Source organism: Paucibacter sp. B2R-40 (genome assembly GCF_025717555.1).
Classification (GTDB): Bacteria; Pseudomonadota; Gammaproteobacteria; order Burkholderiales; family Burkholderiaceae_C; genus Paucibacter_A.
Genome location: NZ_JAJIRP010000007.1, coordinates 82,259 through 96,288, shown reverse-complemented (window position 1 = coordinate 96,288; position 14,030 = coordinate 82,259). Strand labels below are relative to the sequence as shown.

The following is a 14,030-nucleotide window of genomic DNA, read 5'->3' as shown; positions in this document are numbered from 1 at the left end:
AAGCTACGCATGTCCATCCGAAAATCGCTTTTCTTCACGGCTCTCTCAGCCAACAGCCTGACCGCACTGAACATTGGATTTTCAATGGTCATTGCTCGGCTGCTGACGCCCTCGGAACTGGGCGCGTACTCAGTAGCTGCTGCAATTGTCGGGTTAACTCAACAGTTCAGAGATTTTGGCACCAGCACCTACATCGTCCAATGCAAACAAGTCGATCCACAAACCCTTGGCAGAGTTTTTGGATTGACTTTGTTGATGGCGTTCGCCTTCGGATTTATTACCTTGATAATGTCCTGGCCAGCGGCGACTTTCTACAAGTCAAAGGACGTTGGGTTGATCCTCGCCGTGTTGGGCTTGAATTTTTTCCTCATCCCCTTCGGCTCTAATACTTTGGCCTTGTTGCGGCGAGAGATGAAATTCAAAGAGCGCGCTATTATTAACCAGGTCAGCGCCGTGGCAGGTTTGGTCATTGCAATAGCACTCGCGTCGGCCGGCTTGGGGCCAATCAGTTTGGCGCTGGGAATAATGACGTCAACCGTGAGCACGGCGCTGTGCGCAAGTTATTACCGGCCAAAACAGTACAGTTGGAAAGTCAATTTCCGTGGACTCGGCGAAATTGCGAAATTTGGGGCACAAACCACATCGGGTACAGTTTTAGGTCAAGTCAACCGTGGTGTCATAGAAATCATAGGCGGCCGGGTCGCTGATTTAACTTCCGTGGCCTATTACAACAAAGCCAAGTCTGTTACAGAGCACATAGGTGCACTGCTGATGGGTATCGCCGGCCCGGTCGCACTACCTGTTCTGGCGAAAGCGCACCGCCATAACGAAGACCCGTCGGGCGTTTATCTGCGGGCGATTGCACTGATGACGGGTATTGCTTGGCCGCTCTGCGCATTTTCCATTATATTCCCTCTGGAGATTCTACATTTCATGTATGGATCACAATGGGATTTTGCTGCACCGATGCTGCGCCTCTTGGGCATCCTTGGTATTTTTACGAGTCCGTTTTGGCTCTGGACGCAGGCATTGCTCGCAGTCGGCAATACCAAAGATGTTTTAAAAGGCGAATTAGTGGAACTTGTTTTGGTGGTGAGCGCGCTAAGCGGTGTGTTGCTCGCGGGCTCACAAAACCTCGCCCTGGCTTCACTGATAGGAACGCCACTCGCGCTGATTTATTTCCATCGTACTTTGAAAAATGCCCTCGGCTATTCAAGCCTGGCATTCCTTAAAGCGCTGCTGCCTAGCGCCATAGTCTGCGCAGCATGCGTGGTTTCAATCTATGGTTTTTCTATTGCTACAGAAAACTGGCAAGGACTCTGGCGCCTGGTGGGGGGCATGACCGTCCTGTTGATTTCATGGGCTGCCGCAATTCATCTCTCGTCACATACGATCAAAAATGAATTTTCGGTCGGTGTGTCATGGCTCAAAAGAAAGCTAAAAACTGTTTAACGCAAGGCCAAGACTTCATCGAAGATCACAGCCAGCTGCCGGGATCGGCTTGAGCGCGTGGCGTTTTTAACGGCGCTGGCTTGCGGCAAGGGTGCTGTTCCTTTGCCGAGACTGTCCAGAAATCCCGACAGCACTCGTTCTATATTCGTTACTGAGTCTAGTTCAGCCAAGTGTGTCAAGCCGGCATTTAACAGAACAGACGCTGTATCACCGGCCGGATCGGTCAAGCCAATGATTGGTTTACCGGCGCGCAAATACTCATATATTTTTGCAGGAATTTGAGCATTGCATCCGCGCCCCTGCATGACCAAAAGCGCGTCCACGCTCATCATTTCTTGCAGAGCTTCCACATAAGGAATAGCCGGCTCGAATTCCAGTAAATCCAATACCTTGTAGGTTTTTGCCACGTTTTCAATGGCCTCGCGGTGAACCGCCGCTCGGAAACGAACTTTCAGCCTTTCCTTTGAAATCACGCCGCGCGTCAATAAATTCGCCAGCGCTTGAAAGAACTGCGTCGGATCACGCTCGGCTGGGTAAACAATTCCGCTGTGCAGCAATACGATCGGACCTTTGCTTTGCTGCGATTTTTTGCTTACCCGCGGCATAGCTTCAGCCGCCAAAAAGCTTTCTTCATCAAAACCATTTTCAAGCACTAAGATTTTGTTTTTTGCTGAAGGAAATTTCTTGGCATAACTCGACGCTGCGCCCGGCGTGGTAAATACGCAAAATTTTGCCCGAGCTGCGGCTGAACCCTCTATATCGGTATAACTCTGCCAAGTTTTCGGATCAGCTGGGTATCCAACTTGCGCCATCGGATCCCTGAAGTCAGCCACCCAAGGGATTTTCGCCTTCTCGCTCAGTTTTGATGCAATCAAATGTGCAGTGGCTATCGGATAGGTTGACCATATCAGGTCAGGCTTGTGATCCACGACCATTTGCATGCCTTTTCGGATGGCGTCGAACTGCCAGGACACCCACCGGTCCGGACGCGCCATCGCGCTGAGGTAACGCCCGGCCAAGTTCAGATGTCTAGCAGTATCCCAAGCCTGAGCACGCACGACCAAGGTGTCAATTGGCACCTCCTTCAACAAGTCATTGCTGATGTGCTCATATGCCCGTTGGTGTGCAGTCAGCACCAAGGGATTCCAACCCATAGCCGGAAGCTGCTGAACAAATCGCAGCGTCCGTTGAATGCCGCTGCTCCCTGACAGCGGCGGGAAATGATAGGCAACCATCAACACTTGCTTCAAAGCTGTTCCTTCCAACTGTTAAAAATTCGGCTCGGATTGGCCAAATAGCAGCAGGCATATTCTGAGCCGCCGTCAATGAGCTACATTATATGTTTACGATTTGAATGCCACGGTGGCTGCGCTTGCCTGCGACTTTCCCATACACACTCAATCACATGATCGTCACAAATATTTCCATTTTTTCTGGTGATCCGCAATTTGCAGAGCAAAACCTGAACGTGTTAGCTCGAACAAACGGCATTGAAGCAGCTTGGCGGATGGCGCTGCGCGACAACCCAGCTGATGCCTTAACAGCCATAAGTGGGCCCTTCGCGATTGGATTGCAAGTCGAAGATGGTTCTGCACTGTTGGCTGTTGATCGTTTTGCGGTCGAGACAATTTGCTATCGAATTGACGATGCAAAAATTCGATTTGCCGGACGTGCTGATGAACTGGCGGATGAATCAGAAATTGACGCACAAGCTATTTTCGACTATCTGTACTTTCACTGCATTCCATCGCCACGAACGATTTACAAGAATGTATTCAGGCTACCGCCAGGTCATTTTGCAACATTCAAGCAAGGCCTGCTAAACATCCAGCCTTACTGGACACCAAAATTCACGCCCCAAATCGATGCGAATTTTGATGTATTGAAGTCAGAATTTCTTGATTTGTTAGAGAGTGCCGTTCAGACGGAGTTGAAAGGCAGCAAACCTGCCTGCTTCCTAAGTGGAGGCACTGACAGCTCAACAGTTGCCGGAATGATTCGAAAAGCCAGCGGCATGCGCCCGGCTACATATTCCATTGGCTTCGAAGCCGAAGGCTATGATGAAATGGAATACGCAAGGCTCGCCAGTAAACATTTCCAAACTGACCATCACGAATACTATGTGACGCCTGGAGACTTGGTGAAGGCAATTCCGCAGGTTGCAGCCCATTATGATCAACCCTTCGGGAATTCATCTGCTTTGCCAGCCTACTACTGTGCCCGCATGGCGCAGCAAGACGGCGTGAGCCGTATCCTTGCCGGTGATGGTGGTGATGAGCTATTTGGCGGAAATACCCGCTACGCCAAGCAACGCATTTTTTCTTGGTGGCAATTTATTCCCGCGGCGCTACGCCAGGGCGCACTTGACCCCATGTTCTCTTCTCGATGGGCTCAAGGGACTCCATTGTTTTCCAAAGGGCATAGCTATGTCAGCCAAGCCAGCGTGGCAATGCCGGCCCGTCTCCAAATGTACAACTTGTTGTTGCGACTCGGAATTGCTGAAGTGCTGACCCCAGGATTTTTAGCCTTGGTGGATGCAGAAGGACCGGCAAAACATCAACAATCAGTTTGGGACAGCGTCGGTTCAGCCAGTGAGTTGAATAAAACTTTGGCATTCGATTGGCGATACACCCTTGGAGAAAGTGATTTGCCGAAAGTTCGAGAGACCACCAAGTTGGCCGGTATCGATGTCGGCTTTCCTATGCTCAACACCGCATTATTGGATTTTTCCCTACAGTTACCTGACGCCTACAAATTGAAAGGCCTGAAACTTCGTTGGTTCTTCAAGGAGGCTTTACGAGGTTTTTTGCCGGATGAAATTCTGGTGAAGAAAAAACAGGGGTTTGGCTTGCCGTTTGGGGTTTGGTTAGGCAAAAATCCTTCGCTTTTTGAGTTAGCCCGTGATTCTTTGCATACCCTGTCGGAGCGCGGCATTGTTCGACCTGATTTCATTAAGGCATTAATGACCCAGAAGTTGCGAGAGCACCCCGCTTATTATGGCGAGAAAGTTTGGATTCTAATGATGCTCGAAAATTGGCTGCGCGCTCATGCCCCTGCTTATAAGATCTGATGTGAAGTTCCGCTGACGGAACTTCACATCAGATTGCGCAATAACCTAGCACCGAATCTGAACTTTGATTGATCCCAAGGCGTGAAACGCGGCAATTGGTAGACGTCGCTGTGCAGGTCTGCGGCGCCCCAAGCCGTGCTGACGGCCGCATCAAAACCGAGTTCCCGGACCAACGCCGCATGTTCAGGTCCGTAATCCTCACCGGGTTTTCCGTTCGGGTATGCAAATAGTCCAACTCGGCTACCTAGCAGATCTTGCAAATAGTCTCGGCCGGCACATATCTCTTGCTCGGCTTGTTGTAGGCTAATTTTGCTCAATATGGGATGCATGCTCGTATGGGCGCCAATTTGCATACCCAAGTCACGCATCGCTCGCACCTGATCCGCTGTCATCATCAGCGAATCAGGCGCCTGCACGCCGGCGATGGCTGCAATTTCCTCTGTCGCGGTCAGGCGTTGCTCAGGGGTTAAGTATTTAACTTTTCCGATGATGGTATCGATGGCACGCCTTCGCTGCGCAGCCGTGTTTATTTCAAAGTCACCTATCTTGGGAAAATTAATTGCTTCCAAGCTGCAAGACCTGATTGACTCGATAACCGTATCATTCCACATCCGCCCGCCCCCCAAGTATCCTGTCGCGATGAAAAATGTGGCGCTCAGCTGATGCTTTTTCAATATAGGTGCAGCGACCTCTAAATTATCGGCATATCCGTCATCAAAGCTTATGCAACAAGCCCGTTTGGGCAACGTATTATTGCGGAATCGTTCAACTGCAACATCCATAGGCAACACATTAAACCACCGCCTCAACCAAGCACAGACTTGATCAAAGCGTTGCGCATGCATTTCCTCCGGAAAAATAGGGTCGGCGACAGGCAATACGCGATGAAATATCAATATTGATAAACGCGCATTCTTTCCGCCCGGCGAAAATATATCGAGGCCCGCCCGCATCAGCATAATTTTAAATTCTCGCTCTTTATTTTCTGCGCTGTGCTGGAAGAAATTCCTTTGGCGCCCGTATCAGCCGATTCCTGCAACCAATATTCCCCATCCATCCAGCGACAGCCCAGCACCACAAGTATCATAATATTGTAGGGCAAATCATAGTAAGACAAACTAAGAAATGCGCCGCCCACCAGATATCCAACCAAACTGACCTGGCACATAGCACCCAAATGCGAAAGCCATTGTGTCTCAGGTTTCAAGCGACCCTGCAAACGCAATCTGCCGGCTGAAAACCAAACGAACACCCACATCAACAAAAATAAGAACAACCCCACAAAACCATGTTCACCGAGAACCATGAAATAAATACTATGAGCAGCATGCACATCAATTGGGTTGGGCGCGTACATTGCAAACAATGAGGCCGTTGAGACTGCGAACCCACCGCCAAAAAAATTGCTTTTCGCCAGGTTATAGGCCATCCACCAAGCATTAAACCGACCCGTCACCGAACTGTCATCATCATAGGTCTTGATTGTTGACATCCGGTCTGTCCAAGAATCCGGCATGAAAATTATCAGCGCCGCGCCCATCACCAAGAAGACCAAGCCCATCGAAAGTTTCTGATTCCCGCGCCACCACATCATCGCCACCATCGCTGAGATTGCCAGCAAAGCTCCGCGGGATTGGCTACCAAGTGCTGCCGCCGCGCACAGCACCATCGATACTGTCATAGCCCGTTGTATCCACTTATTTGTTGCTGTCAATTGCAAGAAACGCATCAAAGGGATGATCATCACGAGGGCCAAGGCAATTTCATTATTACCCTCGATATACGTGCCGTCCGGACCCCAAACCCGAAAACTCCCCCCGGTCAACAAGGTAAACAGACCGCCCTTGACGCCATAAAAAGCCAGCGAGCCGACCAACACCCAGACAAAGGCCATAATGTGCTTGCGGCTATGCAGTAAAACCATCGCGACCAAGACCATTAAATCGATCTTCATCACGCGATTCCATAGGCCGAAACTCGCATCAAAAAAATATGAAAATGGCAGAGTGATGCACATCCAAACCATAAAAATAATCAGTATTCCATTTTCTCTGGAAATTGAATAATCCTTTTTGTCCCGGCTTATCACCAGACCAAGCAGGGTCACACCAGCCATCGCCGCCGCGAACGGCATGCCGGCCAAATTCCAACTGAGCGAGTGCGGATTCATGGTGCTGAGCCAGGTCCAACCCAACACGCCTACCCAAGGATGCCGTGCCGCTTGGTAAAGCACCCAAAGAATTGCCCCAACCAAAACCAAGTCACGCATCGGGGCCTCCTGCAATGTTCTCTGCGGGTTTAGCCTTGCACTGAAAGCGGCGGAACAAGGCCAGTTGAGCGTCGGTAGTGCTCTGCCAGCTAAAGCCCTCGGCGTAAGCGCGCACCGCCGCTCGATTCACGCCCGCGCGCAGGAGGTCCGCAATGGCTCGGGCAAACCATTCACCATCACGCTCATCCACCAGGCGACCCGCCGTGTCGTTGGCAACCACTTCGGGCGTTCCCCATATGCGGGTCGCCACGACCGGCGTGCCACAAGCCATCGCTTCGAGCAACACATTGGCCCAACCCTCTCGGCTGGAGGCCAAAATCATCAGATCCGCGGCGCTGTACCAGCGCAATAGCTCGGCGTTCGGCAATGCGCCGGTAAAGGTCAGGTGCGAAGCTAGGCCTAGTCGAGAGGCAAGATCCAGCAAGCTTTGACGCTCGACCCCTTCGCCGACGATCAGCAGATGCGCCTGCGGAAACTCCGGTAGCAGATGTGCCAAGGCCTCGATCGCGATATGGTGACCCTTGCGTTCGACCAAGTAGCCGACCGAGATCATCAGCGGCATTCCCTGCACACCGAGCTCACGGCGCATACTGTTCTGGTCAAGCGGCCGGAACCTCTGCAGATCCACGCCATTGCGCATCACATGCAGGCGGCTTTCAGGCACACCCCAGCCGCGCAGCACATCGATCAAGGCGGAGCAGACGCCAATTGACGCGCTTGCCTTCGAGGCCGCCCATTGCATCATGCGGCGCGGCAGGGTGTATTGCGGAATCAAATTCAGGTCGGTGCCCCGCGCGGTAATGGTCACTGGCTTGTTGAGCCACTTGCCCAGCAAGGTCGCTGCGACTCCGTCGGGATAGTAGTAATGGGCGTCGATGACGTCGAAGTCAAATCCCTCTGACTGCAGTTGTCGCAGCGCCGGCAAGGCGCCCAAGGCCATCGCCAGCGGCGCCATGCTCATGCCCACTTTGGGCAGCAGCAAATAGCGCGGATGCAGGACCTCCACGCCGTGATACTTTTCGCGCCTGGGTGTGCGGGCGATTCGGGCGTATTCACCGTAGCGGGCGTTGGTGGAGAAAAACCAAGGCACCGGCGCCACCACACGAGTTTCAACTTGCCCGCTGGCAAGCAATTCGCGCAGGCGTGTTTCAACAAAAATACCGTGCCCGGGCCGCACGCTGCTCGGGTACAGAGAGGAAAAAAGCAGGGTGCGAACGGGGTTAGAGGCCGAGCTTTGCATGCTTTAGCAGGTCCGCATAAGGTGCCCGGTAGTTATTGACGCTGACGCGCCAGTTGCGCTGCTCTTCAACAAACCGCCGCCCGGCCGCCCTCAAAGAGGCCCAACGCTCAGGTTGTGCCAACAAGCTCAAAACAGATTCAAGCAAGGAGTCCACTTGGCCGGCCTTGAACAAGATGCCGGTACGATCATGCTGAATCAACTCGCGGTGCCCGCCCACATCGGAAGCCACCAACAAACGCCCCTGTGCCATGGCTTCCAGAGGCTTGAGCGGCGTCACCAATTCTGTCAAGCGCATCGAATGGCGCGGGTAGACCAAGGCATCGACCAGGTCGTAATAGCGGTTGACGTCCGTGTGAGGCACGCGGCCGGTAAAGATGACCTTGTCCTGCATACCCAGACGCTGCGCTTGTTCCTTCAAGGCCGCTTCCTGGGGGCCGCCGCCGACCAGCAGTACCCGCACATCAGACCGGTGTTGCAAGAGCAGAGGCAAGGCGTCGAGCAGCAAATCCAGCCCTTCATAAGCGTAAAAGGAGCCAATAAAGCCGAGCACGACGGCCCCGCTCAAGCCCAACGACGCCTTCAGCCCTTCATCGGCTTGTCCGCCGGGTTCGAAGTTGTCGATATCAACCGCATTCGGAATCACCGTGACCTTGCCATGCGCGATACCGCGCGCCACGATGTCAGCGCGCAGTCCCTCGCAAATCGTGAAGACATGATCGGCCCGCTTGAGCGCATGAGTCTCCATGCGCCGGGTCAATCGGTAGCGCAGGCTGCCTTCTTGCGTTGTTCCGTGATCCACGGCCGCATCTTCCCAAAAGGCCCGCACTTCGTAGACCACAGGAATGCCCATCCGTCGCCCCACCCGCAGGGCCGGAAGTGCGTTCAGGACTGGCGAATGGGCATGCAAAATTTGCGGTCTGATCTGCTCCACCACGCTTTGCAGACGCTGTTCCAACTGCCGCATCAAGCGCAACTCTCCCAAGCCCGGCAGGCTTGGCCCGAGCTCAGGCACCGGTGTACGGAAGAAATGCCAGCCATCGACCTCTTGCTCGAGCTGAGCCTTGTCGGCCGGTGTCTGCAAAGCCTGACCCTGCTTGGGGCCGGTCAAATGAAAGGTCTCCCAACCGAGTTTGCGTTGCTCGCGCAGCAGGTTCAATGTGCGAAACGTGTAGCCGCTATGCAGCGGAATCGAATGATCCAGGACATGGAGGACGCGCACATTCATAGCGCGGCCACCAAAGCAACTGGTGTATCGATCGCGCGCGACGAGTCGGTGCCCATGACTTGTCCCAAGAAAGCATCAAACATCAACAAGCTCCACAAGGGCGCGCTGTAATCGCGTGCGCCGGACTGGTGGGCTTGGACCAGATGGGCCAAATAAGTAGGATCGAAGATGCCGGTGTCAGCCAAGCGTGAACCCAACACCGACTGGCGCAGCCTATCCTTCAAGGGGCCTCTGAACCACTGCGCCAAGGGGACTGAGAAGCCCATCTTCGGCCGGTACATGATGTCGTGCGGCAAATGCGGCTCCAAGGCCTTTTTCAACAGGTATTTGGTCTCTCCGCCGCGAATTTTCATCGATGAAGGCAGGGTCGCCAGCCACTCTACGATCTCGTGGTCCATCAGCGGCTCACGGACTTCCAAGGAATGCGCCATGCTGGCTCGGTCCACCTTGGTGTTGATATCTCCGACCAAATAGGTGTGGGTGTCGATGTACTGGATCAAGGCGAGCGGGTCGTCGGTGCCGGCATTGGCCGCATGGCGCTCAAATACTTCACGGGCCGTGTAGCCCCCCAGTTGCGACTTGAAACTGCTGCTGTACAAGCGCATGCGGTCGGCATCGCGCAACAGTGACATGCTGTGAAAGTAGGCCTGCACCGAGTTGCGCGCCAGCGCCTCGAAGGTGGTTTTGGCGCGAAACACCCGTGGCGCCCAGTCGGCCTTGGGATAGAGCTGGCCCAGCGTGCCGAACAAGGGCTTGCGCAGGCTCAAAGGCATGGCGGAGCGCATACGCTCTTCCATCAAATGCAGTTTGTAGCGACGGTAGCCGCCAAAGGTTTCGTCGCCACCGTCACCCGACAAAGCGACCGTGACATGCTTGCGCGCCAGTTGGCAGACTCGGTAGGTGGGAATGGCCGAGCTGTCGGCATACGGCTCGTCATACAGACGCGCCAGCGTGTCGATCAAATCAAAATCATCGCTTTTGACGATTTCAAGGCGATGATTGGTTCGGTAACGGTCGGCCACCGTCTGCGCGAACGCAGACTCATTGAAGGACGGATCATCGAAGCCAATCGAACAAGTATTGACCGGTGCGTTGGACTGCTCGGCCATCATCGCCACGACCGCGCTCGAATCCACGCCACCAGACAAAAACGCCCCCAGCGGCACTTCGGCAATCATGCGCAAGCGGATCGATTCCTTCAATTTGGCGATCAATTCCTCGCCGGCCTGCTGATCGTCGATTTTGGCGTCGAGGGTGAAGCGAACATCCCAAAAGCGGCGTGGCTCGCCGACTTTCTCGCCACGGCGTATCACCAGTGTGTGACCGGGCGACAGTTTCTTGGCCTGCTTGAAGATCGTGCGTGGCTCGGCCACATATCCAAGCGCGAAATACTCCTCCACCGCCAGCGGATCAATATCACGGCGCAAGCCGCCCTTGCCGTCTTGGTATGCCAGCAGCGATTTCAGTTCAGAGCCGAACAAAAAGCTGCCGTCATCCAACAAGGCGTAATAAAAGGGCTTGACACCCAGCCGGTCACGCGCAATGAAGAGGCACTGTTGATTGCGATCCCACAAGGCAAAGGCAAACATGCCACGAAAGCGTTTGACGCAGTCCTCTCCCCAGGCCTCCCAGGCGTGGACGATCACTTCGGTGTCGCTCTTGGTATGGAAGACATGGCCCAGGGCCTGCAACTCGGGGATCAAGGTTTGGTAGTTGTAAATCTCGCCGTTGAACACCACGACAACGCTACCATCCTCATTGAACAGCGGTTGCTGCCCGGTCGCGATATCGATGATGGACAAACGCCGGTGACCAAAACCAAGACCGGGCTCCAGGTGCAAGCTGCCCTCATCAGGCCCCCGATGCAACTGGGAGTCGTTCATACCTTGCAGCACCGAGCGACTCAAATCTCGCTTGCCTCGGGTGTCAAAAAAACCGGTGATTCCGCACATAGACGCTTTTGTAATCTTTAAGTTATCGGCTGCGGCCGAGTAGTTCTCGCGTGTAGATGCCTTGATATGTCGACACCATGGCCGCTAGGCTAAAGCTTGCTTGAACTCGGGCTCGGCCGGCTCGCCCCATGCTCGCGGCCTGTTGCGGCAGCCCGGCCAGGCTCAAAATGGCCGCCGCCATGGCGCGCTCATCACCCGCCGGCACCAGTAAGCCGGTCAGGCCTTGCTGCACCAAATCGGCATTGCCGCCCACATCAGTTGCAATCACCGGCAAGCCACTCCCCATTGCTTCCAGAATCGTATTCGAAATGCCTTCAGCCAGTGAGGGTAGCGCGAAGCAATGTAGCCCGCGCATGATATCCGCCACATCTTGGCGCTCACCAGGCAACCAGCTCAAGTGGGCCACGCCGGCATCTTCCAACAAGGTTTGCGCCTGCGCTCTCAATGGCCCCTCGCCCACCATCACCAGACGCAAGCGTTCACGAAGCTCGGGGGCCTGGCTTAAGGCCAACACAAAGGCTCGTGCCAACATGGGCTGATCCTTGACCGTCGCCATGCGGCCGACCGTGCCGACGAGCCAATGTTCAGCTGGATCGAAGGGGCATCCTGCCACCCGGCATGTCCCACCCGGCGCCGGCTGGAAACGTTCGGTATCCACGCCGTTATAGAGCTGGCTGATGCGAGGCGCCGGCACATGGACGGCTGCTCTCAGGTACTCTGCCAAGTCGCGCGACAAGGCGATGTAATGACTGATAAACGGGCGATAAAACCGCCGCACCCGCTGATGGGCGCGGTTGCTGCCGTCGAGGTCACTGACGTCCCGCCCATGCTCGCCATGAATCCGTACCGGCACGCCGGCCGCCCAGGCCGGCAACTGCACTTCCAACGCAGCCAGATTGCGGCTATGCACAATAGCGGGACGCAGGCGCCGGAACAATTTGTAGAGCTGTGGGTAGAGCCAAAAACCATGGCCCGGCGGCTTGTGCAGAGAGATGAACTCTACGTCGTCACGCAGCACGCGCAGGCGGAAATCGGTCACCTCGGTCAAGGCCAGCACCGCGTGACGATAGGCGCCGGCAGGCATCTGATTGATCAGATTGACCACCCCGTTCTCCAGCCCTCCGGTGTCAAAACGGTACATCACATGCACCACCAAAGGACGCAAATCCGCGCTCATGGCTGGGCAGCTGAAGAACTGGCCGCGCTGATAGCCGAATCAAGGCGAGGAGCGACCGCTCCGACACGCGCCGCCTCACGGGTCTTGCGCAACCACGCGTCCAAATAGCCCCAGTTGTCTTGCAAAAAGGCGCGCAGCATCGCATCGCCGCCCGCCTTGTCAGCATAAAGGACCAACATCGCTGCATCATCGCCCTGCCCTATCAAACGATAGCCAGCGCCCACCACTTTGGCCTGCCAATCGCTGATCATCGGTCGACCATTGATCCAGTAGATCCGCCACACCTTGAGCCTGTCATTGACAGAACTTGCATCACCCAGGCTTGCACCACCGGCACGGCGCAATTCGGCCGTTTGCATGGGCAGCGTCTGCCCGTCGACGGTTTGGCTGCCGGTACCAGAAGCCACCAAGGCCCAATCGACATCATTGGAATTGACCAAGACATGGTTTGAACTGATGAGCTTGCGTTGGTAATCTTGCTGGCGAAAGTAAGCCACATACAGGCCGACTTGGCCTGCCTGAGCGGAGGCGCCATCGGCACGCTCGCGTTGGAAGCTCCCCTGCCACTCGGCACTTGGGTTTTCTATTACCGGCTTGAATCGCGGCGCAAGCGCAGTTTGGCGCTGCCATGCACCATGGCTCATCTCAGGCGCAGCCAGCGCAAACTCGGCTGGACCTTCTGACAAAACGAGTGCCTTGAGCGCCAGATGTGGCGCCAGCAAAACGACCACAATTGCTGCCCAAGAGGGCCACCAAGCCGACACTCTCGCGGCCGATAAGGCCAGGTCGGCTGCACCAATAGCCTGCGGCGGCTCAGCATCCGGCTCAGACCAACGCGCACCAATCATGAACATCAACATCATGATGATGCCAAAAAACACCCAACCGTAGACGAGGTGGTCGGCACCAGTCGCAAGCTTGTTACCAGAGAAATGGCCCAGCATCACGATCAGGTAGGCGCGCACCCAATTGGCGATCAGGGGTAGAACGATGGCAACCCCGACAAAGATCCAGCGACGTGTCAGCGAGCGGTAGTTCAGGTAGGCAAACAAGGTACCCACCATCACCGAGGCCATCAAGTAGCGAATCCCACTGCAGGCCTCGACCACCGACCAGTTGCCGCTGGGAATGACGAATTGCTGGCCTTCACGGAACACCGGAATGCCGCTGGCGCGAACAGCAGCGACGGTGAAGTCGGCTGTCCACTCCATCAACTGAGGCGTCATGAACTCGCCGATGGGCACGGCAAAAAACAAGAAACCCAAGGGGAAAGCAATCGACCGCGCGACCGGCCAACCTAAAGCGGCCGGCACCACCAAAACTAGCATCGCCGTCAGGGCCAGTTGCGTCGCTGAATTGACGGCCGCCAAATCCCCAAGCAGCCACAACAAGGCCATCGCGGCCAGGGGCAGGCAGAACCATCCCGAAGGGCTTGGGATCAGATTGGCCAGGACTTTGCGCTGGCGCCAGATCAGCCACATGCTGATCGGTGGCACGACAAAAGCATGTGCAAAGGTTTCGGAGCGATTCCATATCTCAACCATGGCCGAGGCCGTATCGCGATACAGCAGCAACACCACCGCCAGCAAGACAAAAAATGCTGGTAGGGCTCGGCGCCAAGCTGGCGGAATAGTCATGGAAGCCA

The 14,030-nt window shown here is 55.1% G+C and carries 10 protein-coding genes; 2 read left to right on the top strand and 8 right to left on the bottom strand.

Translation table 11 applies throughout. From position 1 onward, the window contains the following. Window positions 1-9 precede the first annotated feature (9 nt). Window positions 10-1,452 carry an oligosaccharide flippase family protein gene (locus LNV09_RS15210; RefSeq protein ID WP_263557920.1) on the top strand — a complete coding sequence of 481 codons (1,443 nt, stop codon included), beginning with the start codon at window positions 10-12 and terminating at the stop codon, window positions 1,450-1,452. Here the strand turns inward: LNV09_RS15210 and LNV09_RS15205 are convergent. Next, a complete protein-coding gene (locus LNV09_RS15205; protein ID WP_263558129.1) occupies window positions 1,449-2,693 on the bottom strand; it encodes a glycosyltransferase in 1,245 nt (414 codons plus the stop codon). The genes LNV09_RS15210 and LNV09_RS15205 overlap by 4 nt on opposite strands. A gap of 164 nt (window positions 2,694-2,857) precedes the next feature. On the opposite strand from LNV09_RS15205, the gene LNV09_RS15200 reads away from it, so the two are divergent. Next, window positions 2,858-4,522 (top strand): asparagine synthetase B family protein, encoded by a 1,665-nt coding sequence (locus LNV09_RS15200; protein ID WP_263557919.1) that lies wholly within the window; start codon window positions 2,858-2,860, stop codon window positions 4,520-4,522. A gap of 23 nt (window positions 4,523-4,545) precedes the next feature. Here LNV09_RS15200 and LNV09_RS15195 read toward each other — a convergent pair whose 3' ends face one another. The 7 genes from LNV09_RS15195 to xrtA are packed head-to-tail and all read right to left on the bottom strand — an operon-like array spanning window position 4,546 to window position 14,022. Then, window positions 4,546-5,475, bottom strand: coding sequence for a polysaccharide deacetylase family protein (locus LNV09_RS15195; RefSeq protein WP_263557918.1), 930 nt, complete (start codon window positions 5,473-5,475; stop codon window positions 4,546-4,548). Beyond that, the gene (locus LNV09_RS15190) at window positions 5,475-6,791 is read right to left on the bottom strand and encodes a putative O-glycosylation ligase, exosortase A system-associated (RefSeq protein WP_263557917.1); all 1,317 of its coding nucleotides are present in this window, start codon (window positions 6,789-6,791) and stop codon (window positions 5,475-5,477) included. The genes LNV09_RS15195 and LNV09_RS15190 overlap by 1 nt, the downstream gene beginning before the upstream one ends. Then, window positions 6,784-8,031, bottom strand: a complete 1,248-nt coding sequence (locus tag LNV09_RS15185) for a glycosyltransferase family 4 protein (RefSeq protein ID WP_263557916.1) — start codon at window positions 8,029-8,031, stop codon at window positions 6,784-6,786. The genes LNV09_RS15190 and LNV09_RS15185 overlap by 8 nt, the downstream gene beginning before the upstream one ends. Next, entirely contained in the window at window positions 8,012-9,250 is a 1,239-nt protein-coding gene (locus tag LNV09_RS15180) for a TIGR04063 family PEP-CTERM/XrtA system glycosyltransferase (RefSeq protein WP_263558128.1), read from the bottom strand. The genes LNV09_RS15185 and LNV09_RS15180 overlap by 20 nt, the downstream gene beginning before the upstream one ends. Window positions 9,251-9,252: 2 nt before the next feature. Next, window positions 9,253-11,208 carry an XrtA/PEP-CTERM system amidotransferase gene (locus tag LNV09_RS15175; protein WP_263557915.1) on the bottom strand — a complete coding sequence of 652 codons (1,956 nt, stop codon included), beginning with the start codon at window positions 11,206-11,208 and terminating at the stop codon, window positions 9,253-9,255. A gap of 22 nt (window positions 11,209-11,230) precedes the next feature. Then, window positions 11,231-12,385 carry a TIGR03088 family PEP-CTERM/XrtA system glycosyltransferase gene (locus LNV09_RS15170; RefSeq protein WP_263557914.1) on the bottom strand — a complete coding sequence of 385 codons (1,155 nt, stop codon included), beginning with the start codon at window positions 12,383-12,385 and terminating at the stop codon, window positions 11,231-11,233. After that, a complete protein-coding gene (gene xrtA, locus LNV09_RS15165; RefSeq protein ID WP_263557913.1) occupies window positions 12,382-14,022 on the bottom strand; it encodes an exosortase A in 1,641 nt (546 codons plus the stop codon). The genes LNV09_RS15170 and xrtA overlap by 4 nt, the downstream gene beginning before the upstream one ends. Between the last annotated feature and the right edge of the window lie 8 nt (window positions 14,023-14,030).